This is a genomic window from Clostridium sp. CS1-1 (assembly GCF_056135525.1).
On the sequence record NZ_CM148680.1, the window covers coordinates 353,423 to 378,033 of the forward strand.

Annotated in this window: 15 protein-coding genes; 14 read left to right on the forward strand and 1 reads right to left on the reverse strand. The window is 32.5% G+C overall.

The annotated features are described in order from the left end of the window. Positions 1–159 precede the first annotated feature (159 nt). From AC0N0V_RS01620 to AC0N0V_RS01680, 13 genes are all read left to right on the forward strand, one after another. The gene (locus AC0N0V_RS01620) at positions 160–1,980 is read left to right on the forward strand and encodes an O-antigen ligase family protein (protein ID WP_474461821.1); all 1,821 of its coding nucleotides are present in this window, start codon (positions 160–162) and stop codon (positions 1,978–1,980) included. A 326-nt stretch (positions 1,981–2,306) separates the two neighbouring features. Next, the gene (locus tag AC0N0V_RS01625; protein ID WP_474461822.1) at positions 2,307–3,056 is read left to right on the forward strand and encodes a sugar phosphate nucleotidyltransferase; all 750 of its coding nucleotides are present in this window, start codon (positions 2,307–2,309) and stop codon (positions 3,054–3,056) included. Between the two features lie 127 nt (positions 3,057–3,183). After that, the gene (gene rfbD, locus AC0N0V_RS01630; RefSeq protein WP_474461823.1) at positions 3,184–4,134 is read left to right on the forward strand and encodes a dTDP-4-dehydrorhamnose reductase; all 951 of its coding nucleotides are present in this window, start codon (positions 3,184–3,186) and stop codon (positions 4,132–4,134) included. Between the two features lie 137 nt (positions 4,135–4,271). Then, positions 4,272–5,276: a dTDP-glucose 4,6-dehydratase gene (gene rfbB / locus AC0N0V_RS01635; protein ID WP_474461824.1), complete on the forward strand. Its 1,005-nt coding sequence runs from the start codon at positions 4,272–4,274 to the stop codon at positions 5,274–5,276. 167 nt (positions 5,277–5,443) lie between these two features. Next, positions 5,444–6,013, forward strand: a complete 570-nt coding sequence (gene rfbC / locus AC0N0V_RS01640) for a dTDP-4-dehydrorhamnose 3,5-epimerase (protein ID WP_474461825.1) — start codon at positions 5,444–5,446, stop codon at positions 6,011–6,013. Positions 6,014–6,032: 19 nt separating this feature from the next. Further along, a complete protein-coding gene (locus AC0N0V_RS01645) occupies positions 6,033–6,812 on the forward strand; it encodes an ABC transporter permease (protein ID WP_474461826.1) in 780 nt (259 codons plus the stop codon). 334 nt (positions 6,813–7,146) lie between these two features. Beyond that, positions 7,147–7,869: an ABC transporter ATP-binding protein gene (locus tag AC0N0V_RS01650; protein WP_474461827.1), complete on the forward strand. Its 723-nt coding sequence runs from the start codon at positions 7,147–7,149 to the stop codon at positions 7,867–7,869. A gap of 215 nt (positions 7,870–8,084) precedes the next feature. Then, positions 8,085–10,043 (forward strand): glycosyltransferase, encoded by a 1,959-nt coding sequence (locus tag AC0N0V_RS01655; RefSeq protein ID WP_474461828.1) that lies wholly within the window; start codon positions 8,085–8,087, stop codon positions 10,041–10,043. 393 nt (positions 10,044–10,436) lie between these two features. Then, positions 10,437–11,597 carry a glycosyltransferase gene (locus AC0N0V_RS01660; protein ID WP_474461829.1) on the forward strand — a complete coding sequence of 387 codons (1,161 nt, stop codon included), beginning with the start codon at positions 10,437–10,439 and terminating at the stop codon, positions 11,595–11,597. Positions 11,598–11,911: 314 nt separating this feature from the next. Further along, positions 11,912–12,814, forward strand: a complete 903-nt coding sequence (locus tag AC0N0V_RS01665) for a glycosyltransferase family 2 protein (RefSeq protein ID WP_474461830.1) — start codon at positions 11,912–11,914, stop codon at positions 12,812–12,814. Beyond that, positions 12,783–14,183, forward strand: a complete 1,401-nt coding sequence (locus AC0N0V_RS01670; RefSeq protein ID WP_474461831.1) for an undecaprenyl-phosphate glucose phosphotransferase — start codon at positions 12,783–12,785, stop codon at positions 14,181–14,183. The genes AC0N0V_RS01665 and AC0N0V_RS01670 overlap by 32 nt, the downstream gene beginning before the upstream one ends. Before the next feature lie 242 nt (positions 14,184–14,425). Continuing rightward, complete coding sequence (locus tag AC0N0V_RS01675; protein WP_474461832.1) at positions 14,426–14,806, forward strand: VanZ family protein; 381 nt, start codon at positions 14,426–14,428, stop codon at positions 14,804–14,806. Between the two features lie 284 nt (positions 14,807–15,090). Further along, entirely contained in the window at positions 15,091–18,573 is a 3,483-nt protein-coding gene (locus AC0N0V_RS01680; RefSeq protein ID WP_474461833.1) for a cell wall-binding repeat-containing protein, read from the forward strand. A 193-nt stretch (positions 18,574–18,766) separates the two neighbouring features. Here AC0N0V_RS01680 and AC0N0V_RS01685 read toward each other — a convergent pair whose 3' ends face one another. Continuing rightward, positions 18,767–20,302 carry an Ig-like domain-containing protein gene (locus tag AC0N0V_RS01685; protein ID WP_474461834.1) on the reverse strand — a complete coding sequence of 512 codons (1,536 nt, stop codon included), beginning with the start codon at positions 20,300–20,302 and terminating at the stop codon, positions 18,767–18,769. 820 nt (positions 20,303–21,122) lie between these two features. Between AC0N0V_RS01685 and AC0N0V_RS01690 the strand changes: the two genes are divergently transcribed. Then, positions 21,123–24,605, forward strand: coding sequence for a cell wall-binding repeat-containing protein (locus AC0N0V_RS01690; RefSeq protein WP_474461835.1), 3,483 nt, complete (start codon positions 21,123–21,125; stop codon positions 24,603–24,605). Positions 24,606–24,611 lie beyond the last annotated feature (6 nt).

Genomic DNA, 24,611 nt, shown 5'->3' on the forward strand with positions numbered 1-24,611 from the left:
TTATCAGTAGGTATCGTTGAAAAGGTAAATAGTTTATTGAAGCTAAGGTAGTCTGATTACTCCTAGCCTTTTGTAGAAATAAAAAAAGAAAAAGTGGTTATGATAAAAATATATGTAATAGATAGACTGTCAAAGATATTTATTATTGGAGGAAGAATAATGAGAAGTAGCATACACAAGGGGGTACATAGAGGTATCAAGGAAGATAGTTGGCATCACGTAATTCCTTTAGCATTTTTAGTTTTTTTAGTACCGTTAATTGTCTACGGAAAAGTAGTTAATCTAACAGGGGATTACTACGAATACTGGATGCATATAACTCAGACTATGGATTTTTTTTCCTATTATAAAGTAATATGGATAATAGTGTCGGTAGCAGTAATCCTAATAGTACTAGGAAAAAAACTATCCTATAAAAACATAAAAAGGCAAAAAAATATAATATATTTTCCTATGGCCGCTTACTCCCTAATGATTATCTTGTCAACAATATTTTCGGAACATAAGGAAATATCATTATTCGGATTTGTTGATAGGTATGAAGGAATGATAGTCCTTCTCTCTTATATGATTCTTTTGTTTGCAACTATAAACCTAGTAAATAATAAGAAAAGTATTAAGGTTCTACTAATTGCATTGCTCTGCTCAGCAGTAGTAATAGGAACTATCGGAATTCTCCAATATTTTGGGCAAGATATATTTAGAACTAACTTGGGCAAGAAACTAATTCTCCCTAGGGAATATCGAGATATGGCATCAAGGATAAGGTTCAAGTTTAGTGATAAGGTTATTTACTCAACGTTGTATCACTATAATTATGTAGGCAGTTATATGGCAATGCTATTTCCTATGACTTTTACTATGTTCTTGTTGATAAAAAATAAGACTTATAAAGTCATTATAGGAACTATATCTCTGCTTATGTTTTTAAATTTGCTACTGTGCAATTCTCGTGCTGGTGTTATTGGTGGGATAGCAGCCTTATTACTGTTGTTTATAATGTTGAGGAGACTAATTATAAAAAAATGGAGGATGTCGCTTCTGATGCTAACTATGCTCATTATCATAGGGGCTGGCTTTAACACATACTCAAAAGGTAGTTTAGCACAAAGATTAAGTTCTTTGCTTAGCGATGCAAGAAATATAACTAAAGCTTCAAATCCAGTACTTTTAAAGGATGTAGTTTCGAAAGATAATAACTTAGAAATTGTAACTTCAAAGGATATTTTAAAGGTAAGTTCAAACTATGGGAATATCCAATTTAAAGATAATCAAGGAAATCTAATAGCTAATCATTTTGATAAAGAAAATAAACGAGTCGTGTTAGATGATCCTAAATATAAAGATTATATTATAAATTTAAAGGATTATCCTATAGATAAGGATGAAAAATATAATTTAGAAATACATAAAAGCAATATAAAAATGTGCTTTCTTGTTAGTAATAATTGCTTTAGCTACATAACTAATAGAGGAAAGGCGGTAGAGCTAAAATCAGTAGCAAAGTGGGGCTTTGATGGAAAAGAAAAACTAGGCTCATCAAGGGCATATATATGGTCCAGAAGTATACCTTTGCTCAAGAATACATTATTAGTTGGATATGGTCCAGATACTTTTACAGCTAAGTTTCCACAGTACGATTATATTGGAAAACTTGTAGCATATGGAACTACTGAAATAATTGTAGATAAACCTCACAATCTATATTTGCAGAATGCTATTAACATAGGAATACCAGGACTAATCTCCTTTTTAGCTATGATAATTATTTACTTTATAAGTTCTATTAAGGTGTATTATAAAAATAACTTTGACGATTTTTATTCAATTATAGGGTTATCTATTTTTACGGCAGTTTGTGGTTATTTAGGAGCGGGATTCTTTAATGACAGTGTAGTTTCAGTAGCACCAGTATTTTGGGTATTGTTTGGAATGGGAATAAGTATTAATTATAGGCTATCTAGAAATATAAAAACTTAATCAAATATTTTATTAAGCAGCATTTTACATGTCCTAGATGGTTAAAGAAATTACATGATGCATGGATATAAAAACTATAGGAGATAATTATAGAAAGTGCAACAGACTTTATTTTAGTCTGTTGCACCTTTTTAGTTTAGCAGAAAATTATCTATACTCATATAACATCTTATTGATATAAAGTAAAATTGAACAACTTTACCGTGAAATCACTTATTTAACAACTAACTTTTATTTAATATTAGAGCTCAGTAAAGTTAGTTCATGGATAAAAGTGGCGATTATATACATACATTATAATAAAGAAATTTTTATGGAGGTTCTAAATGAAAGGAATAATACTCGCTGGCGGTACAGGTTCGAGACTTTTTCCCTTAACAAAAGTAACAAATAAACACCTACTTCCAGTAGGAAAATATCCAATGATTGATCATATAATTGCTAAAATGAAACAAGCTAACATAAAGGATATAATGGTGATCACCGGTAAAGAGCATATGGGGGCGGTAGTTAACCTTCTCGGTAGTGGCTATGATTACGGCGTAAGATTTACCTATAGAATCCAAGATATGCCCGGTGGAATAGCGGAAGCATTAGGTTTATGCGAGGAATTTGTAGGAAAAGATAAGTGTGTTGTAATACTAGGAGATAACATCTTCTTAGATAACATTACCCCTTTTATAGAAAAGTTTAAAGAACAGGAGGAGGGGGCAAAGATACTTATTCATAAGGTTGAAAAGCCAGAAAGATATGGTGTAGTTCAGTTTGAGGGAGATAGAATAGTTCAAGTAGAAGAAAAACCAAAGAATCCTAAAAGTGATTATTGCGTAACGGGTATATATATGTACGACAGCAGAGTATTTGATGTAATAAAAACCTTGAAACCATCTAACAGAGGAGAACTTGAAATTACAGATGTGAACAACTGGTATATAAGAGATGGTTCGTTAACTTATGATGTGCTAAAAAATTGGTGGACGGATGCAGGAACTTTTGAGTCTTTAGTTTATGCGAATTCTTTAGCGAGATGTATAAATTTAGATGCTACTTTAAGTAATAATTATAAAACTCAGTAATGCATTTATAATCTGAATTTGAGGTTGTCCAAAATAAAGCTTTGTACATGAGTACTTTATATAAAAGTATACTGATGGTAGACATTTATAGGCATATGAAATGAAAATGTGAAAGGCGGTATAGTAAATGAAAATACTAATTACCGGTGCTAGAGGTCAACTGGGGAGTCAACTTTTCAAATCTTTCAAAGCAGCACAACTAGAACTAGAAGGAATTAATCACTTATACAAAAATACTAACAATCAATTTAACAAGTATGAATATAGAAATGATAAGAACATCCATAAATTATATGAGAATCTAGAGATATTCACCCCAACTTCGGAAGAACTAGATATAACAAATCAAACTGACGTAAAGAAATATCTATATAAATTAAAACCTGATATTGTAATAAACTCAGCTGCCTATACAAATGTAGATGGCTGTGAGGAAAACCCCAAAGAAGCCTTTAAGGTTAACTCGATTGGGCCAGGAAATTTAGCAATAGTGTGTCAGGAATTAAAAGCTAAACTAATCCAAATATCTACAGACTATGTTTTTGAAGGGAATGATAAGCAGCCTTATAGAGAATATGACATTCCGAATCCAATAAATGTATATGGAAAAACAAAGTTCTTAGGAGAGAAGTATGTTCAGAACTTTTGTAGTAATTATTTTATCATTAGAACATCCTGGCTCTATGGTTATAATGGAAAAAACTTTGTTAAAACCATCATGACCGCAGCAAAAGAAAAAGGATATTTAGAAGTAGTTGATGATCAAATAGGAAATCCCACTAATGTTGAAGATTTAGTTTACCACATTCTGAAACTTGGTATTACAGAAGAATATGGAGTCTATCATTGCACAGGAAAGGGAGAATGTAGTTGGTATGACTTAGCAAGGAAAATAGTTCAATATGCAGGACTAAATTGCATAGTAAATCCTATAAAGTCAGATAAATTGACCAGAAAAGCGAAAAGGCCCGCTTATTCTGCCTTAGATAATATGATGCTTAGATGCTCAGTTGGAGATGAAATGAGATATTGGGAAGATGCGCTAAAGACATTTATAGATAGCTACTTCGCTAAATAAATAGCTGCTACAACCAGTTCACTAACTATTTAAACATATTGAACTTACAAGTATAACACTGTTAAAAAATTTTAGTTACCGCTCGAGGGGTGTATATGTAAAAATTAGTTACACTATAGAGCGAAATGGGGGGACGTATGAAAACCTATTTAGTAACAGGTGGAGCTGGTTTTATAGGCTCTAATTTTATTATTTACATGCTTAAGAAATATTCTAATATAAATGTAATAAATCTAGACAAACTAACCTATGCAGCAAATCTAAAAAACTTAAATTTTGTAGAAAATAATCCTAACTACAAGTTTATTCAAGGAGATATTTGTGACAAGCATATCGTAGAAAACATATTTAAACAGCAGGACATTGACTATTTAATAAATTTTGCTGCAGAATCTCATGTAGACAGGAGCATAGTAGAACCTGAGATATTTGCAAAAACAAATATACTAGGTACAGTAAACCTATTAAATGTAGCAAAAAGTTTCTGGGAAACAAAAGAAAACTTTATTAGCGGGAAAAGATATTTACAGGTTTCTACAGATGAAGTCTATGGCTCTCTTGGAGAAACAGGATACTTTACAGAAAAAACGTCATTAAATCCTCATAGTCCCTATTCCGCTAGCAAAGCCTCAGCAGACTTAATGGTAAAATCCTATTTTGACACTTATGGAATGCCAGTGAATATAACGAGATGTTCAAATAACTATGGGCCATTTCAGTTTATCGAAAAATTAATACCTCTAATAATAAAGAATTGTTTAAATAATATTCCCATTCCAGTATACGGGGATGGTTTAAATGTGAGGGATTGGCTTTATGTGGAGGATCACTGCAGAGCTATAGATATGGTTATAAATCATGGTGGACTAGGTGAGATTTATAACATAGGTGGGAACAATGAAAGGACAAATCTCCATATTGTAAAAACAATAATATCTTATATAAATGAAAATATAGATAGAGAAATTACAGAAGAATTGATTCAATATGTAGAAGATAGAAAAGGTCACGACCGTAGATATGGCATAGACTCAACTAAAATAAAAGAAGAACTAGGATGGTTTCCAAAAACTGATTTTGAGAGTGGACTAAAAAATACTATACAGTGGTATTTAGAGAATAAAAGTTGGATTAATAACTAAACTTTAGGGAATTATAAGATTAATATATAAATAACATAAGATACTATTAAAAGTTTTAAAGTGAATCTGTATTACTGACAAGACGTAGAAAATTGAAGGGTAACAGGATTTATAAGCTAAAGGTGAATAATAAAAAATATATAGAAATAATTAAAGGAGAGATGTAATTGGAGAAATTTGGATTTATAGAAACTCCTATTACAGGGCTTTATGTTATAGAAACCATATTATTCGAAGATGATAGAGGATATTTTATGGAAACCTATAACTATAATGACTTTAAATCAGTAGGCTTAGATATAATTTTTCATCAGGATAACCAGTCTAAATCCAAGAAAGGTGTTCTTAGAGGACTTCATTTTCAGAAAAAGCATCCTCAAGGGAAGCTTGTTAGAGTTATAAGTGGCGAGATTTTCGATGTAGCTGTTGATCTAAGAAAGGATTCAGAGACTTACGGTAAGTGGTATGGAGTGACTCTTAGTGATAAGAATAAAAAACAATTTTATATACCAGAAGGCTTTGCACATGGATTTTTAGCTTTATCTAACGAGGCAGAGTTTTGTTATAAGTGTACAGATTTTTATCATCCCGAAGATGAATACGGAATTGCCTGGAATGATAAAGATATAAATATAAAATGGCCCTTAGACAAAGTAGTAGAAATAATTTTATCTGAGAAGGATAAAAACTGGCCTAATTTCGAAAGTATATGTACTGGGGAAGGCAGCATTGTATAAAGCTTTAAGGAGTAAATTTATGATTAAGATATACTTAAGAAATTTTATAAAGTATAGGTGGTTGCTTTATGAATTAGTGATAAGGGATATAAAGGTAAAATATAAACGTTCTGTATTAGGACTATTGTGGAGTCTTTTAAATCCTCTTTTTATGATGATAGTAATAACTATAGTATTCTCCAATATTTTTAGGTTTGATATATTGAACTTTCCAATTTACTTACTTACTGGTCAGATTATATTTGGCTTTATGTCAGAGTCTACCAATATGGCAATGGGGTCTATAATGGCAAGTGGAGAGCTTATAAAAAAGGTATATATTCCAAAGTATATATTCCCTTTATCAAGAGTGCTCTCGTCCTTTGTTAATTTAATTTTTGCATTAATAGCAGTTATTATAGTTATGATAGTTACACATACGAAAGTTACATTTACGATACTCTTATTCCCTATATCTCTAGTATATATCTTAATATTTTCGATAGGTTTAGGGCTGATTTTATCAACTTATGCTGTATTTTTTAGAGATATAATTCACTTATATGCAGTGTTTATAACAGCATGGAACTATTTTACGCCACTATTTTATCCAATAAATATAATACCAGAAAAGTATAGAATATTGATTGAACTAAATCCAATGTACTACTATATAGAGCATTTCAGGGATATTGTTCTATACTCAAAAATACCTTCGCTACAGCTTAATTTGACTTGTATAGGTATTTCTATCTTTACGCTTATTTTAGGATTAGTAGTGTTTTATAAAAATCAAAATAAGTTTATCTTATATATCTAAAACTTAGCTGTACATTTAATATAGTAAATTTATTTTATATATTAGAACTTATTAGTGTATTTATCAAGAATAATTTTATTTCACATATTTATAACTTGATAAGGCATTTATCCGATGACTACCCGCTCTAATACTCCCTCGCACGGTGTGAAAGCGACTATCACCAAATCGGAGATTTGGGATATCTGCTTTTCTCCAAGAGTACGTTGCGAGCGGCTACGTCCCTGGATTCGTTCAACTAAGAATCAGATGGGATTAAAACCCTATCTGATTCAAGTTTCACTTTATAAATGCAGATTCAGCCCATATATTTAGAATTTGGTGGTAGATTTAAATGAATATGATAGAAGTTGAAGGCTTATCTATGTGCTTTAATATGAGCAGCCAAAAGGTAAATGGACTTAAAGAGTATATAATAAAGCTAGCAAAAAAAGAGTTGTTATTTCAGGAGTTTTGGGCACTTAAAGATGTAACTTTTAGTGTAGAAAAGGGAGAAATATTTGGTCTGGTGGGGCTAAATGGTGCAGGAAAAAGTACTATGCTAAAGCTTATTGCGGGAGTTCTTAAACCTACGAAAGGCAGTATAAAAGTTTATGGAAGTATTGCTCCTCTTATTGAGCTTGGAGCAGGTTTTGACATGGAACTAACCGCCAGAGAAAATATATTTCTAAATGGAGCTATCCTGGGTTATTCCAGGGAATTTATAAAAGGAAGATATGATGAAATAGTTGATTTTGCAGAGGTCCGTGGTTTTATGGATGTTCCAATAAAGAATTATTCTTCAGGCATGATAGCAAGGCTTGGATTTTCCATAGCAACTCTTGTAAAGCCTGAAATATTAATAGTAGACGAAATTTTATCAGTAGGTGACTATAAGTTTCAAGAAAAATGTGAGAAAAAAATCGAGGAAATGCTATATGGAGGAACAACTGTAATAATGGTTTCACATTCCCAGGGGCAGATAGAAAAAATGTGTAATAGAGTCCTATGGCTTCATAAGGGGCAGGTAGAAATGTGCGGGTATACAAAACAGGTCATGAAAAATTATATACAATAATATTTTTAGCTCAGGTATCTGAAAATAAATAACAAGTTAAAGCTGAGACGGATATTTCATGTTAGATAAGGAGATATAAATCGATGTTAGTTGTTATATCAAGGGTTTTCCGTGAGGAGCAGATATTTCTTTTCAGATGCCCCAACTATTAAACCTGCTAATAAAAATCAATACTTTTTTAGAAAATTTTCGCGTTTTAAAGTGAGGTAAGAACTATGGAACTGATGGATAAAAGTATTAGAGTAATAAAAGAAGAAGGGTTATTTTCATTCTTTGAGAGAAGTAAGAATTACATAAAACGCAGAGTGATACCGGGAAGCGGCAGAAAGTCTTTTAGAACTGGAACATCAGTTAAGGATAAGAGGTTAAAGAGTAATAAGAGCATATTTATATTTGGAACAGTACCGTATTATGACATAGGTGGAGGTCAAAGAAGTGCACAACTTACGAAGACCTTTGATAAGATGGGATATAGCGTTCATTATATATATGTCTATGAAGCAAGTGACGGAAGTAGTGAACAAGATATATATATTCCATGCTTAACACATGCTTTTATAGAAAAAATAGATGAACAGTATATAAAAGACAGATTAACTGAAGAGAATATATTCATATTTGAATTGCCACATGTACAATGTGAAAGGTACCTTGATATGGCCAATAAGTTTAATATATCAGCAGTATATGAACATATTGACAATTGGGAAACCTCCCTTGGAAGTATGTTCTTTGACATAGATACGTATAGAAAGTTTATAAACAAGTCAGATATACTGATTGCCACAAGTAAGCTGCTTCAAGAAAAGCTTCAGACTTTTATAAAAGAAGACAGTGGAATGGAAGATAAAAACAAGAAGGTAGAGTACTTAGCAAATGCTGTAGATAGTGAGCTTTTTGAACATATGATAGAAAGAGAGATCCCAAAAGATCTAGTTAAGGGAAAGAAAACTCTTATATATTATGGCTCTCTATGGGGAGAATGGTTTGATTGGGAACTTATAAAATATATTGCAATGGGAAAACCAGACTATCAAATTAATTTAATAGGTGACTATAAACCAATTGAAAAGATAATAAAAAATATGCCTTCTAATATACACTTCTTAGGCTTAAAGAAGCAAGCAGAGTTACCGGCTTACTTAAAGCATAGCGACATAGCACTTATACCTTTTAAAAATGATGAAATAGGGAAGTATGTTTCTCCGCTTAAGATATTTGAATACATATCTGCTGGAAAGATAGTGGTATCAACTGCGCTCCCTGATATAGAACAGTATCCTAATATATATTGTTCTGATAGAAAGGAAGAGTGGGTAAGGTTTATAAGTGAAGAACATAAGTTAGAGGAATTTAATACATTTATAAATGAAAATAACTGGTACTCACGTTGCAGATACATAGTTGATAGAACAAAGGCAAAACAAGAGGATAACAGTATATCAGTAATAATACTTAACAGAAATAATAAAAAGGTAATTACAAGGTGCGTAGGCAGCCTTTTAAAACATAATTCTTATGGATATGAAATTATAGTTATTGATAATCAAAGTAATGACGGTTCTTATGAAATGTTGAAAAATGAGTTTGGAAGCAAAATAAAGCTTTTAAGAAATGGAAAAAATGGATGCTCATCAGGAAGAAATCTTGGAGTAAAGAATGCAAAAGGGAGTTACCTAGTATTTCTTGATAGTGATCAATGGGTATTAGAAGATAGGTGGCTAGATAATGGACTTGAGATAATGAGAAGTAAAAAAGAAATTGGTGCCTTAGCATGGAATGCTGGCTGGTTTAATAAAAATTCACCTCAAGGTCCTATTGTAGATTATTTTCCCAATAGAGCCATAAAACCTGGAGAGAAGATAAGGACAGATGTAGCATATCTTGCAACCTCCGGTTTTTTGATGAGAAAAAGTCTATTCAATGAAGTTGAAGGTTTTGATGAATATTATGATCCTACATGCTTTGAAGATACAGATTTGTCTTTGAAGGTAAGGCATGCAGGCTACGAGATTGCCTATTGCCCATATATGAGTATATTTCATTTACCACATCAGACTACGAACTCAGGATCACCGGAACATATAGAGAGAATGAAGAGAAATGGTGATTATTTTATGAACAAGTGGAAGAATCTTAACCCAAGGTTATTGGAATACTATTGCAGAGAATAACTTTATAGATAACGAAACATAGAGCTAGACTTATACGCCGGGATATATTAGCAATTCTTCTGCGCCATAAATACTTTTAATTCGTCTAAAGCTCAGGATTTATGAAAAACTAAGAATCTTCGATAACTCGCTACACTCAGACAATCTAAGATTCTAAGCCTTTCATAAATCCTTCGCTAAGACTACTAAAAAAATATTTAAATGTACCTTCAAATTGGTATTATGTCTCTTCGAATAAGTCAGCTTTCTAGGTTGGGTATCTATATAGATAAACAAATATAGAGATAGACTTATACGTCGGGATGTATTAGTCTAAGATGAAATTGGTTTATCTATAACAAAATAAAAACAAGTAAGGAAAACACTATTCTAAGAGGTGATAGTACACATAAGATGAGCAATGAGAGACAGTTTAATATAATTTGTTTTTCTAACATTGACTGGGGCTTTATATATCAGAGGCATCAACATCTAATGAATGCCTTTGGTGAGCTTAAATACATAAATAAGATAATATATGTAGAAACTTTAGGCTGCAGGTCTATAAGGCTAAATATAGAGGATACTAAAAGAATTCTTAATAAGTTATTGGTTTGCCTAAGCAGAAGGAATAAGAATGTTAACTCTACAAGATATGTGAATTCTAAAATATCAATCACTACTCCTTTGGCTATACCACTTTTTAATGATTTATTTTTTGCAATTAATGAGAAACTTTTAGAAAAAAGGTTAGATAAGGAGCTTTATAGATTAAATATTGACCTAAATAACACGATTGCATGGGTAAATTTATCTCATCCTTCTGTATATAACTATGTAAGAAAAAAGAAATTTAAACAGGTTATATATGATTGTATTGATGATATTAAGTCAATTCCTAAAATGAATAACTACATAGTAGAATGTGAAAAAAGCTTTGTAAAAGATGCAGATAAGGTATTTGCTACTTCTAAAAGCCTGTATAACAAGTGTAGAGAACTAAATAATAATGTGGAGTTACTTCCAAATGCTGTAAGCAAGAAGTTTATAAAATATAAAAAAGTTAAAATCACAAAGGAAAAGAAGGTTGTAGGTTATGTAGGCACAGTATATGAGTGGTTTGATGATGACTTGTTATATAATTGTGCAAAAGCTTATCCGAATATTGATTTCTGCATAGTTGGTCCAGTAAGAATAGACATAGATAGATTTAAGAACTTAAGAAATGTAAGTTTTAAAGGAAAAGTAAGTTACGATGAAATAGAAAATTATATAGAAAGTTTTGATATTTGTATAATACCATTTAAGATTAATGAGCTTACTTTAAGTACAAATCCCGTAAAAGTATTTGAATATTTTTCAAAAGGAAAGCCAGTTATAGCAACCAATCTTCCAGAGTTACAGTTCTATGATGATTGTATGTATATAGCGAGAAATGAATTAGATTTCATTAAAAATATTGGAGAAGCATTAGTTGAAGATAACTTACAGTTATATAGGAAAAGAATCTGTATCGCAAAAGACAACACATGGAAGCGTAGAGCGGAAGCAGTAATTAATGCTTTTATCCGATGACTACCCGCTCTAATACTCCCTCGCAGGGTGTGAAAGCGACTATCACCAAATCAAAGATTTGGGATATCTGCTTGCACGGTGTGAAAGCGACTATCACCAAATCAAAGATTTGGGATATCTGCTTTTCTCCAAGAGTACATTGCGAGCGGTTACGCCCCTGGATAATGATTTCCCCTAAAGGATAACGAGTTCTAAGTGTCAAAGACACTAAGAACTCTGTTAATAAGCATCAGATGGAGTTAAAACTCCATGTGATACCAAGAACTCTGTTTGCAAAATAAGAGAAAAGTTTAATACTGATAGGAAGTGTAGTAATGGATTTATCTATAATAATAGTAAGCTATAATACAAAGGATTTACTAAAACAGACGATTCAATCTGTAAAAAAAACAACAAAATACATAAGTTATGAAATAATAGTATCAGATAATGACTCCACCGATGGCAGCATAGAAATGCTTAAGCAGTGTTTTCCAGAGGTTATTTTAATTCAAAATAAAGCTAATCTTGGATTTTCAAAGGCAAATAATATTGCTATAAAAGAATCTAAAGGGAAATATATACTTTTGCTAAATTCAGATACTGTAGTATTAGAAAATTGTCTGAATAAATGCATGGCTTATATTGAGGAAAATAAGGAAATAGGAGCATTAGGGTGTAAGCTTACGCTTGAAAATGGTGAGCTAGACCATGCTTGCAAACGAGGATTTCCAACGCCAGAAGCCTCTTTATTCTATATATTAAAGTTGAATAAGATTTTTCCCGAGAGTAAAAGTTTCGGACAATACACTATGGGACATTTAAGTAAAGATGAAATAAATGAAGTAGATTCTTTAACTGGTGCTTTTATGCTGCTAAGAAGAGAAGCAATAAATAAGGTTGGACTTTTAGATGAAGACTTTTTTATGTATGGTGAAGATATAGACTGGTGCTTTAGAATAAAAGAATCAGGCTGGAAGATTATTTATTATCCAGAGGCTGAGATTATCCATTGTAAAGGTGGGAGTAGTAAAAAGAAAAGCTTTAAAATAATCTATGAATTTCATAGGGCTATGCTTCTATTTTACAATAAACATTACATTAATAAGTACAATATATTAGCAACTTCTTCTGTATATTTAGGAATATATTTCAAACTAATAGTATCTCTTTTTAAAAACCTGTTTAAGAGGAGAGGTGTGTTAAATGATAAAGGAAAATCAGAAGTACTTGAATAGGCTTTTAGCAATAATAGACGCAGTAATATTAGTGATGTCGCTAATATTAGCATGGAATATAAGATTTAAGAGTGGATTAATAGGTGCCGCAGAAAATTATTTAACACTTACTCAGTACTTAAAACCTATAATATCCATAATACCAATATACCTATTGATATTTAGTATCTTTAAACTCTACACTCCTCATAGACATAAAAATATGATTGAGGAATTTATAAACATAATAGAAGCCAACATAGCGGGGTTACTGATTTTTGTGCTCATACTTTTTTTATTTAAACAAATAGATTATTCAAGATATCTCCTTTTAATCTTTTCAGTAGTATCTGTATTTTTAATAACTTTAGAAAGAAGTTCCGTAAGGCTATTTTTAAGGAAAATTAGATTAAAGGGTTACAATATCAAACATATCTTAATTATAGGGTATAGTGAACTTACTATGGAATTCTTGAAGAGATTAGAAAAAAACAAAGGCTGGGGATATGAGGTTATAGGTATATTAGATGATAATGAAGAATTTAATAAACTTGAAGGCTTTAAAATAATAGGAAGGACTACTGAGCTCGAATACATTCTAAATAACCTTGATATAGATGAAGTCTTTATAACCTTGAGTATAAAAGAATATGAAAAGCTAGGTGATATAATCATAACTTGTGAAAAAACAGGTGTAAGAACAGAAATTATTCCAGATTACTATAAATACATTCCAGCCAAGCCTTACGTTGAAGAGGTGGATGGCTTGCCAATAATTAATATAAGATACATACCCTTAGATAACCTAATCAAGAAAGTTATAAAAAGGCTTTCTGATATAATGCTGTCATTTGTAGGTATAATATTATTTTCACCAGTTATGTTAGGAACGGCTATAGTTATTAAGCTAACTTCACCAGGACCAATATTGTTTAAGCAAGAAAGAGTAGGTTTGAATAAGAAAACCTTTAATATGTATAAATTTAGATCAATGAAAGTGCAAAGTGAAGAAGAAGAAAAATTTCGATGGACTACAGAGTTTGATCCTAGAAAAACAAGGTTTGGGTCTCTTATAAGAAAAACAAGTATTGATGAGCTGCCTCAGCTTTTCAACGTATTTAGAGGAGATATGAGTATTGTAGGCCCAAGGCCTGAGAGACCATATTTTGTAGATAAATTTAAAGAAGAGATTCCAAAGTATATGGTTAAACATCAGGTGCGTCCAGGAATTACTGGTTGGGCTCAAGTTAATGGGTGGAGGGGCGATACATCTATAGAAAAGAGAATTGAATGTGATATTTATTATATAGAAAATTGGAACTTTTGGTTAGATATTAAAATTATGATTCTTACGGTGGTTAAGGGGTTCATGAACAGAAATGCTTATTGATTTTAAATAAGGGATTTTAGGCATAGGATACGAGAATGAAGTTACATCTTTAGAAATTTCTGTTAAAGATGCATATAATGCGGATTATACGGATAATAAGATTTAGAAAGGGCTTGGAGATGAAAATCTAAAAATAGAAAATTGGAAGGAGCAAAATAAGCTTTTGGCTAGTGGAATAATGGGGTAAAAGATATGCTCTAAAGGTGTATGGAAGCAGAATTAAAACTAATGTGCTTCATAACGTGAATTCTAGCAATAAAGCTAGTAGTGTAACAAATAATGTTATTAATGTAATTAATCAACGTTCAACTAAAAATAAGAATGAAAAGATAAATATAATAATAAGAAAGAATGCTCATGCTTTTGAGTATTTTATATTAGCTCTGCTTATATGCAATATATTTTTTGTTTTTAATTTTAAGGGGTATAAGGTTATTATATACATATTATTTCTTTGTCTATTTTACGCAGTTACTGATGAGTTTCACCAAGTGTTTGTACCAGGAAGAGCATCATCCGTGGTAGATGTTCTTATAGATTTTTTTGGGAGTATCATAGGGATTATAATTTTTTATTTGGTATATTATTCGTTTTTTAAGGATGAATCTGTGTTCAGAAGTTAATTTTCTTAATAAATTTGGGCAGATAATACGGCTATGGTTTAACATTGAATAATTGACATCAATTCATAGATTGTAAAGTCAACAATTATGAATTAAAATAAAAACATCGGTTGAAGCAAATGACGTAAATCGACAAAAAATACTCTAAAAAGACAGTATGTTACTTTAGAGTATTACAATATAAAGCCTAAGTAAACCAAATAGATTAAGCTATAAAACTTATGCTTATTTTTAAATTACTATTATAAGAATTAAATTTAAATTACTTGGGAGGAATTTATTTTATGAATAAAAAAGGTACAAGAGTATTAGCGAGTGGAGCACTTATGTCTTTAGTTTTAACTTCAGTTTTATCTGTAGGACCAGCACACGCAGCGGCATCTCAAGTTACAAGAACAAGTGGAGCAGATAGATATGCAACAGCTGCAGAAGTAGCAAAAGCAAACTGGGCAGATGGAGCACAAGACGTAGTATTAGTAAGTGGAGAAGGTTATGCAGACGCAGTAAGTGCATCAGCATTAGCTAAGAAGTTAAATGCACCAATTCTTTTAACAACAGCAGGATCATTAGATAAAAATGCTGAAGCAGCACTAAACACATTAAAGCCAAAGAATATATATGTAGTTGGTGGAAATGCATCGGTAAGCCAATCAGTAAGAGATGGTTTAAAAGCAAACTATAACTTAGTAGAATTACAAGGAAAGAACAGATACGAAACAAACTTAGCAGTAGCTAAAAAGTTAGTAGATTTAGGAGTAAAAGCAGACAATGTATTACTAGTAGGTGGAGAAGGATTCTCAGATGCACTATCAGTAGCCCCTGTAGCAGCAGCTAAAGGACAAATATTACTACTAGGAAATAACAGTGCAGAATCAATGCAGCCAATAATAGACTTCGTAAAAGCTAACAGCTCAAAAGTAACAGTAGTAGGAACTACAAATGTTATAAGCGAAGATATGTACAAGGCACTAGGAGCGGTAGAAAGAGTAAATGGCGGAGCTGACAGATTTGAAACAAACAGAAATGTATTAGCAAAATTCAGCTCAGATCTACAAGGTGAGCAGTTATTTATTGCTAACGCAAGTGGACAAGGTTATGCAGATGCATTAGTAGCATCAGCGCTAGCTGGAAAAACAGCAGCACCGTTAGTATTAATAGATTCAGCATCATCAGATGCAACATCAAAAGCAATGGACTACATTAAAGGAAAAGCATCTGGAATAAAAGGCGTAAACATTGTCGGAGGAACAGGAGTTGTTTCAAAAGACACAGAAGATGCTATAAATGAAGCAGTAGGTAATCCAGGCAATAACAACGGACAAGCAACAGTTCAATCAATAGAAGCAGTGAACCTTAACCAATTTAAAGTACACTTCAACACAGCTATTGACAGTGATTCAGCTGAAGAGGTATCAAACTACAAAATAGATGGAAATTCATTAACTGCAGCTACAGCAGTAGCGAAAGCAATTGATGACAACACAGTTTTAGTTACATTAGCACAATCAAGAAAACAATATGATGATATGACAGTATCAGTTAAAAAAGCTATCTTAACTAAAGATAAAAATAATACAGTATCTGCTTTTGACCAAGCAATAACATTCTCAGATACAACAGTACCTACATTAAAATCAGTATCAGTGCAAGGAAACAGTAAAATAACTATAGAATTCTCAGAAGCTGTTAACATGAAGGATATTGATAGTATAAAAGGAAAGTTCAAAATTGATGGACAAAGCATATCAAACTACGGAATAAACAGTGACCCATCACTAACTAAGATAAAGAACTCAATCTCAGCTGATGGAAAGACATGGGCAAACAAAGTTGAATTCTACTTTGACTCACCAATAGCTGCAGGAGAGCACTCACTAAAAGTTTCAGATGGAGAACTAAACGGAATATTAAGTGATGCAGCAGGATTCACAGTAAAAGAATCAAGCTTAGCATTCACAGTAGATACGAACTCTACAAAACCAGAAATCAAATCAGTAGAAGAAACATCAAGCGGAGAAGTTCACGTTACTTTCGATAGACCAATGGATAAGAAAACAGCACTTGTTGCTTCAAACTATGAATTAAACGGTGTAGCTTTATCTGGAGTAACATTCGATACAGATAATAATGATACTGTAATTGAGATAAAAGGCTTAACTGGTATTAAAACAGGAGCAAACACACTTTATATCAAAAATAATGTTAAAGATGCCTTTGGCAACAAAGTTGCAGATGATACAAGAATAAGCTTTAACAACATTAAGGATGAAACAAAACCAGTAGTTACAAGCATCAACGTAATTGATTCAGAAACTATCCGTGTAAGATTCAGCAAAGATGTTGACTACAACTACGCTACAAATAAATCAAACTACAAACTAGAAGACAGCAAAGCTACAAATATAACTAACCATATTGCTGGAATATACAGCACTAAGGGTCAAAGTGATAAGAGCAACACAGACACTTATGACATCAAGCTTACAAAAGTTAATCCAAACAATTCAAACGATGACTGGAGATTAACAGACTCTAAATACACTTTAACAATTAAGAATATCATAGACACAGCAACTACACCAAACACAATGGATGACTATATAGCTGTACTAAATGGATCAGATGATATAGCACCAAAAGCAACTGGAGTATACTATAAGCAAAATAGTAGTTCAGGAAAAGATCAAGTAGTTGTTTACTTCAGCGAAGCTATGGACTCAGACACACTTACAAACAAAGCTAACTACAAGTTTGTAAATGGAGAAAGAGATACTAAAGCATTACCAGGAGATGCATCAATTACTGTTGGTGGAGATAACAAGAGTGTTATAATAGAATTCTCATCAAGCTACCACGTAAAAACAACTGCGGATGCAGCTGAGAACAAAACAGGCAGCAACGATGTAGTTAAAGTAATAGTTACTAACGTTAAAGATGAAGCTGGAAATCTATTAGACGGAGTAGCATACACAAGTGAAATAGCTGTTAACGGAGTAGGGTCAGAAGTAAAAGCTAACACAATTAAAGTATACCATGATGGAGACGATCTAAAAGCTGAAGTTCAATTTGATAAAGCTATAGATAACTTAACAGCAAGTGACTTCACATTAGGTGGAGTAACACCAACAAGTGCAAGTCTTGCAGGAGATAAGGTAACACTTACATTCAGAGATGGAGCGTTAGCGACAGATGCTGATAAGGCGGCAGCCCCAGTAATAAGCTATGTTAACGGAAAAACTGACAACGATGCAAACACAACTAAGATAGACTTAATAAAAGCTCAAGGACAAGCTGCACACCTTGGAATAAAAGCAGGAGCTACAACAACAGATGAAACTGGAGCAGCGGTAGCTAGCTTAGATAACACAGTAGCAAGTGAGCAAAACACAATCTACGATTACCAAGCAGCACCAAAGACAACATCAGATTACTGGACAGCAGTAAAAGATGTAAATGGTGGAAAAGTATATGTAACATTTGATACAGTAATTGATGCAAATAGTGGAATAAAGACAGATGACTTTATATTCACAGGATCAAATGGAACAGACTTAAAAGCTGATTCAGTACAAATAGATGGAAATACTGTAGTATTCACATTCAAGAGTGATAACAGCCGTATAGCTTCATTCACTGATAAGGTAACTGTAAAATCTAAGAGCACAGTATCAATCAGAACTCAAAAGGATGCTGATGGAAACTATGCAAGCTATGCACCATCAAGCGATGACTTGAAGGATAGAACAGTATCTATAACAGCTCAATAATTAAATTAATAATATCTTAAAGGGGATAGCATATCGCTATCCCCTCAGATTGTTCAAGAACCCATCACTTTTTAGGTGCTGGGTAAAATTATGCCTTTAGTTAATACGATAGTATTCATGAAATGTATTTCTATAGAATAAGTGCAAAAGGGATAACATAGTACTATCCACTTTAGGTGTATATATAGAAGGTTTATTGATTTAATATACTAAATGTTAAATTAACAGGTTTTGAAATAGATGTTTTATCTTTAGACAGAACCCCCTGAGTTATAACTAAATGATATGTAGCTCCTGCTACGTATTCTTTTTTTGGTTTAACATATATTATTTTGCTAGAACTATTATAAGATATTTCTATATCTTCCACAGGATACAGGCCGTTATCATATTCTTTAAGTACAAATATATTACTGCTATTTATTGTAGATATATCAGTGGACTTATTAAATTTTATATTCCAAACTTTATCTTTAGATACATTAGGTCTGTTACCCCATTCTTTATAATTAGAAGAATCTATACTAACACTATCACTTGATACTACAGTAATTTGACAGCTAGCTGTGTATCCGCCATCTTCCGTCTTTACATTTATGGTAGCACGGCCTTCCTGTAAAGCTTTAATAGTTCCATTGTTGTCTACAGTGACTACACTAGGATTAGTCGATTGCCAGAGAATATTTTTATTATACGCATTTGTAGGGCTTACAGTAGCTTTAAGATTATATGTTTTTCCTATTTTAAGAGCTAAATCTTTAGTTGATAGTTTTATTCCTGAAACTGAATTTGGCACTGGTGTTTTTGTATAAGATACTGTGGAACTTGGGTATTTTGAATGATCCCACGAGTGATCTAGAGCCATTTTATTATCTGTTAAGTTATAGTAATCATATAAAACCCTACCTTGAATATCTGGAACTGGGTCATCCCAGGTTAAATCCAGGTGATACCAGTTCCTATCTAAATTAACAAGATTCCAAGAATGATCTTCTGTTACATAACCGTTATTTGCGGTTCCTATAACGATTTTATTTTCAATTCCGGCAGCTTTTAACATCTTAAAGGTTAAAAGTGAATACCCCTGACATACAGTTTTACCTTCATCTAATGCATTGTAGGCACTATATCTTGAAAGAGATGTATCATATTCAACATTTGCAGTGATGTAGTCATGAATTCTTCTTTCCTTCTCATGGTCATTCATGTTTGAATCAATAATTTGCCCTAATATATTAGCCACTTGTGAATCAACAAAGTTTTCTTGAGCCTTTGTTGTTAGATATTCAAATGAGAAGTGTATAGTAACATTATTTTCATAACCACTATAACCCCACTCATATCCGGTGTAAGAATGATTTAAGTAATCATCCTGACTTAAAATAGTGTCAATTATATTAGTCAGGTTAGCCTTCAAATTTGAAGTGTCTCCCTTATAAATAATTGAAAAACTTGTCTCCCGATTATTCATGCTATACTCTATTTTAGTTTTCAAGTCAGATAATGAATACAGGATTCTACTACTAGTATTAGCATTATAGGTAGGTGCAGCAAAGCTTTCTACATAATTAAGCTTTGCACTTTTAGGAAGATTTGTATTTGTAAATCGATCACTTCCACTAATGAAACTTGTATCATTTACCACATTAGCTTGTACTTTTGTAGGAATCAAAAACATTAAACTTACTATAAAAATTCCAACTATACTTTTTATATATTTATAGTCCAAAATAATACCTCCTTTTAAACAAAATACAGATTCAATTATACTACTTTTTTTATAAAAAAGTATATAGGAGTTCTACCCACGATACTTTAGAGATTAACTTATGCCTCAGGGTATATTAATAATCATTCCCCACTATAAATACCTTTAATGAGTTCAAGGTTCAGGTTTTCTATATTATTTATTTGAATATAATCAAAGGTTATATGTCGACAGAGGTACATACATCATCAAATAAAAAGTAAAGCTGTAGTCTCATTTTATTTATAAGTAATCCTAAGAGAAAAGTAAGAGTATCTTTTAGTGAGTAATGATCTATTTAATGTATGATGATTTTATGGATAAGTTTTAATGATTAGGATTGACTTTCCACAGTATCCAATAATCAATGGATTGAAAAGAAGACAAAACAACAGTACAATAAGTTTGTTAGCTTAAACAACATATCGTACAAGCATAAAGAAAGTCAGCATTGTATTAAATTGAAGGTTATGAACTACCCCTCAATAATTATGTTATGCGAGTTCAGGGGAGATAGTATTATCTTAATAAAAATTGTGAACCGTCCCCTTAATTAAAGTGGTTTAGCCTTGAATAATTACCAAGATTTAATGGATTGTAAAGTGGACAAAAACAAGGTACAATAAACCTATCGGGTTGAGCGAGACATTATAAACTGATAGAAAGATGTAGATAATCGAAACTTGATGAATTTAATAAGACAAACTAATCGAGCTATCATAGTAAATTACTTAGAATATATTAAAAAAATTATTATTAAAAGAAATGATTAAATTAATTTTAATCTAGGAGGCTATTATATATGAATAAAAAGGGTACAAGAGTATTAGCAAGTGGAGCACTTATGTCTTTAGTTTTAACTTCAGTTTTATCAGTAGGACCAGCACATGCTGCAGCGGCACCAGTAACTAGAACAAGTGGAATAGATAGATATGCAACAGCTGCAGAAGTAGCAAAAGCAAACTGGGCAGATGGAGCACAAGACGTAGTATTAGTAAGTGGAGAAGGTTATGCAGACGCAGTAAGTGCATCAGCATTAGCTAAGAAGTTAAATGCACCAATCCTTTTAACAACAGCAGGATCACTAGATAAAAACGCTGAATCAGCATTAAATACACTAAAACCAAAGAATATATATGTAGTTGGTGGAAATGCATCGGTAAGCCAATCAGTAAGAGATGGTTTAAAAGCAAACTATAACTTAGTAGAATTACAAGGAAAGAACAGATACGAAACAAACTTAGCAGTAGCTAAAAAGTTAGTAGATTTAGGAGTAAAAGCAGACAATGTATTACTAGTAGGTGGAGAAGGATTCTCAGATGCACTATCAGTAGCCCCTGTAGCAGCAGCTAAAGGACAAATATTACTACTAGGAAATAACAGTGCAGAATCAATGCAGCCAATAATAGACTTCGTAAAAGCTAACAGCTCAAAAGTAACAGTAGTAGGAACTACAAATGTTATAAGCGAAGATATGTACAAGGCACTAGGAGCGGTAGAAAGAGTAAATGGCGGAGCTGACAGATTTGAAACAAACATGAACGTTCTTGGAAAATTCAGCTCAGACCTAAAAGGTGAGCAGTTATTTGTTGCTAACGCAAGTGGACAAGGTTATGCAGATGCATTAGTAGCATCAGCGCTAGCTGGAAAAACAGCAGCACCGTTAGTATTAATAGATTCAGCAACTTCAGGAGCAACATCAAAAGCAATGGACTACATTAAAGGAAAAGCAGCTTCAGTAAAAGGTATCAACATCGTTGGAGGAACAGGAGTTGTTTCAAAAGACACAGAAGATGCTATAAATGAAGCAGTAGGTAATCCAGGCAATAACAACGGACAAGCAACAGTTCAATCAATAGAAGCAGTGAACCTTAACCAATTTAAAGTACACTTCAACACAGCCATTGACAGTGATTCAGCAGAAGAGGTATCAAACTACAAAATAGATGGAAACTCATTAACTGCAGCTACAGCAGTAGCGAAAGCAATTGATGACAACACAGTTTTAGTTACATTAGCACAATCAAGAAAACAATATGATGATATGACAGTATCAGTTAAAAAAGCTATCTTAACTAAAGATAAAAATAATACAGTATCTGCTTTTGACCAAGCAATAACATTCTCAGATACAACAGTACCTACATTAAAATCAGTATCAGTGCAAGGAAACAGTAAAATAACTGTAGAATTCTCAGAAGCTGTTAACATGAAGGATATTGATAGTATAAAAGGAAAGTTCAAAATTGATGGACAAAGCATATCAAACTACGGAATAAACAGTGACCCATCACTAACTAAGATAAAGAACTCAATCTCAGCTGATGGAAAGACATGGGCAAACAAAGTTGAATTCTACTTTGACTCACCAATAGCTGCAGGAGAGCACTCACTAAAAGTTTCAGATGGAGAACTAAACGGAATATTAAGTGATGCAGCAGGATTCACAGTAAAAGAATCAAGCTTAGCATTCACAGTAGATACGAACTCTACAAAACCAGAAATCAAATCAGTAGAAGAAACATCAAGTGGAGAAGTTCATATCACATTTGATAGACCAATGGATAAGAAAACAGCACTTGTTGCTTCAAACTATGAATTAAACGGTGTAGCTTTATCTGGAGTAACATTCGATACAGATAATAATGATACTGTAATTGAGATAAAAGGCTTAACTGGTATTAAAACAGGAGCAAACACACTTTATATCAAAAATAATGTTAAAGATGCCTTTGGCAACAAAGTTGAAGACGATACAAGAATAAGCTTTAACAACATTAAGGATGAAACAAAACCAGTAGTTACAAGCATCAACGTAATTGATTCAGAAACTATCCGTGTAAGATTCAGCAAAGATGTTGACTACAACTACGCTACAAATAAATCAAATTACAAACTAGAAGACAGCAAAGCTACAAATATAACTAACCATATTGCTGGAATATACAGCACTAAGGGTCAAAGTGATAAGAGCAACACAGACACTTATGACATCAAGCTTACAAAAGTTAATCCAAACAATTCAAACGATGACTGGAGATTAACAGACTCTAAATACACTTTAACAATTAAGAATATCATAGACACAGCAACTACACCAAACACAATGGATGACTATATAACTGTACTAAATGGATCAGATGATATAGCACCAAAAGCAACTGGAGTATACTATAAGCAAAATAGCAGCTCAGGAAAAGATCAAGTAGTTGTTTACTTCAGTGAAGCTATGGACTCAGAAACACTTACAACCAAAGCTAACTACAAGTTTGTAAATGGAGAAAGAGACACTAAAGCATTACCAGGAGATGCAACACTTACAGTAGGTGGAGATAACAAGAGTGTTATAATAGAATTCTCATCAAGCTACCACGTAAAAACAACTGCGGATGCAGCTGAGAACAAAACAGGCAGCAACGATGTAGTTAAAGTAATAGTTACTAACGTTAAAGATGAAGCTGGAAATCTATTAGACGGAGTAGCATACACAAGTGAAATAGCTGTTAACGGAGTAGGGTCAGAAGTAAAAGCTAACACAATTAAAGTATACCATGATGGAGACGATCTAAAAGCTGAAGTTCAATTTGATAAAGCTATAGATAACTTAACAGCAAGTGACTTCACATTAGGTGGAGTAACACCAACAAGTGCAAGTCTTGCAGGAGATAAGGTAACACTTACATTCAGAGATGGAGCGTTAGCGACAGATGCTGATAAGGCGGCAGCCCCAGTAATAAGCTATGTTAACGGAAAAACTGACAACGATGCAAACACAACTAAGATAGACTTAATAAAAGCTCAAGGACAAGCTGCACACCTTGGAATAAAAGCAGGAGCTACAACAACAGATGAAACTGGAGCAGCGGTAGCTAGCTTAGATAACACAGTAGCAAGTGAGCAAAACACAATCTACGATTACCAAGCAGCACCAAAGACAACATCAGATTACTGGACAGCAGTAAAAGATGCAAATGGCGGAAAAGTATATGTAACATTTGATACAGTAATTGATGCAAATAGTGGAATAAAGACAGATGACTTTATATTCACAGGAACTAGCGGAACAGACTTAAAGGCTGACTCAGTACAAGTAGATGGAAATACTGTAGTATTCACATTCAAGAGTGATAACAGCCGTATAGCTTCATTCACTGATAAGGTAACTGTAAAATCTAAGAGCACAGTATCAATCAGAACTCAAAAGGATGCTGATGGAAACTATGCAAGCTATGCACCATCAAGCGATGACTTGAAGGATAGAACTGTAACTATAACAGTTAAATAGTAAGAT

Bases quoted from the DNA above. Each gene is read 5' to 3' on its own strand.
- AC0N0V_RS01660 (WP_474461829.1), top strand. From the start codon at position 10,437: ATGAGCAATGAGAGACAGTTTAATATAATTTGTTTTTCTAACATTGAC.
- AC0N0V_RS01655 (WP_474461828.1), top strand. From the start codon at position 8,085: ATGGAACTGATGGATAAAAGTATTAGAGTAATAAAAGAAGAAGGGTTA.
- AC0N0V_RS01670 (WP_474461831.1), top strand. From the start codon at position 12,783: ATGATAAAGGAAAATCAGAAGTACTTGAATAGGCTTTTAGCAATAATA.
- AC0N0V_RS01690 (WP_474461835.1), top strand. From the start codon at position 21,123: ATGAATAAAAAGGGTACAAGAGTATTAGCAAGTGGAGCACTTATGTCT.
- AC0N0V_RS01680 (WP_474461833.1), top strand. From the start codon at position 15,091: ATGAATAAAAAAGGTACAAGAGTATTAGCGAGTGGAGCACTTATGTCT.
- rfbD (WP_474461823.1), top strand. From the start codon at position 3,184: ATGAAAATACTAATTACCGGTGCTAGAGGTCAACTGGGGAGTCAACTT.
- AC0N0V_RS01625 (WP_474461822.1), top strand. From the start codon at position 2,307: ATGAAAGGAATAATACTCGCTGGCGGTACAGGTTCGAGACTTTTTCCC.
- AC0N0V_RS01650 (WP_474461827.1), top strand. From the start codon at position 7,147: ATGAATATGATAGAAGTTGAAGGCTTATCTATGTGCTTTAATATGAGC.
- AC0N0V_RS01620 (WP_474461821.1), top strand. From the start codon at position 160: ATGAGAAGTAGCATACACAAGGGGGTACATAGAGGTATCAAGGAAGAT.
- AC0N0V_RS01645 (WP_474461826.1), top strand. From the start codon at position 6,033: ATGATTAAGATATACTTAAGAAATTTTATAAAGTATAGGTGGTTGCTT.
- rfbB (WP_474461824.1), top strand. From the start codon at position 4,272: ATGAAAACCTATTTAGTAACAGGTGGAGCTGGTTTTATAGGCTCTAAT.
- AC0N0V_RS01665 (WP_474461830.1), top strand. From the start codon at position 11,912: ATGGATTTATCTATAATAATAGTAAGCTATAATACAAAGGATTTACTA.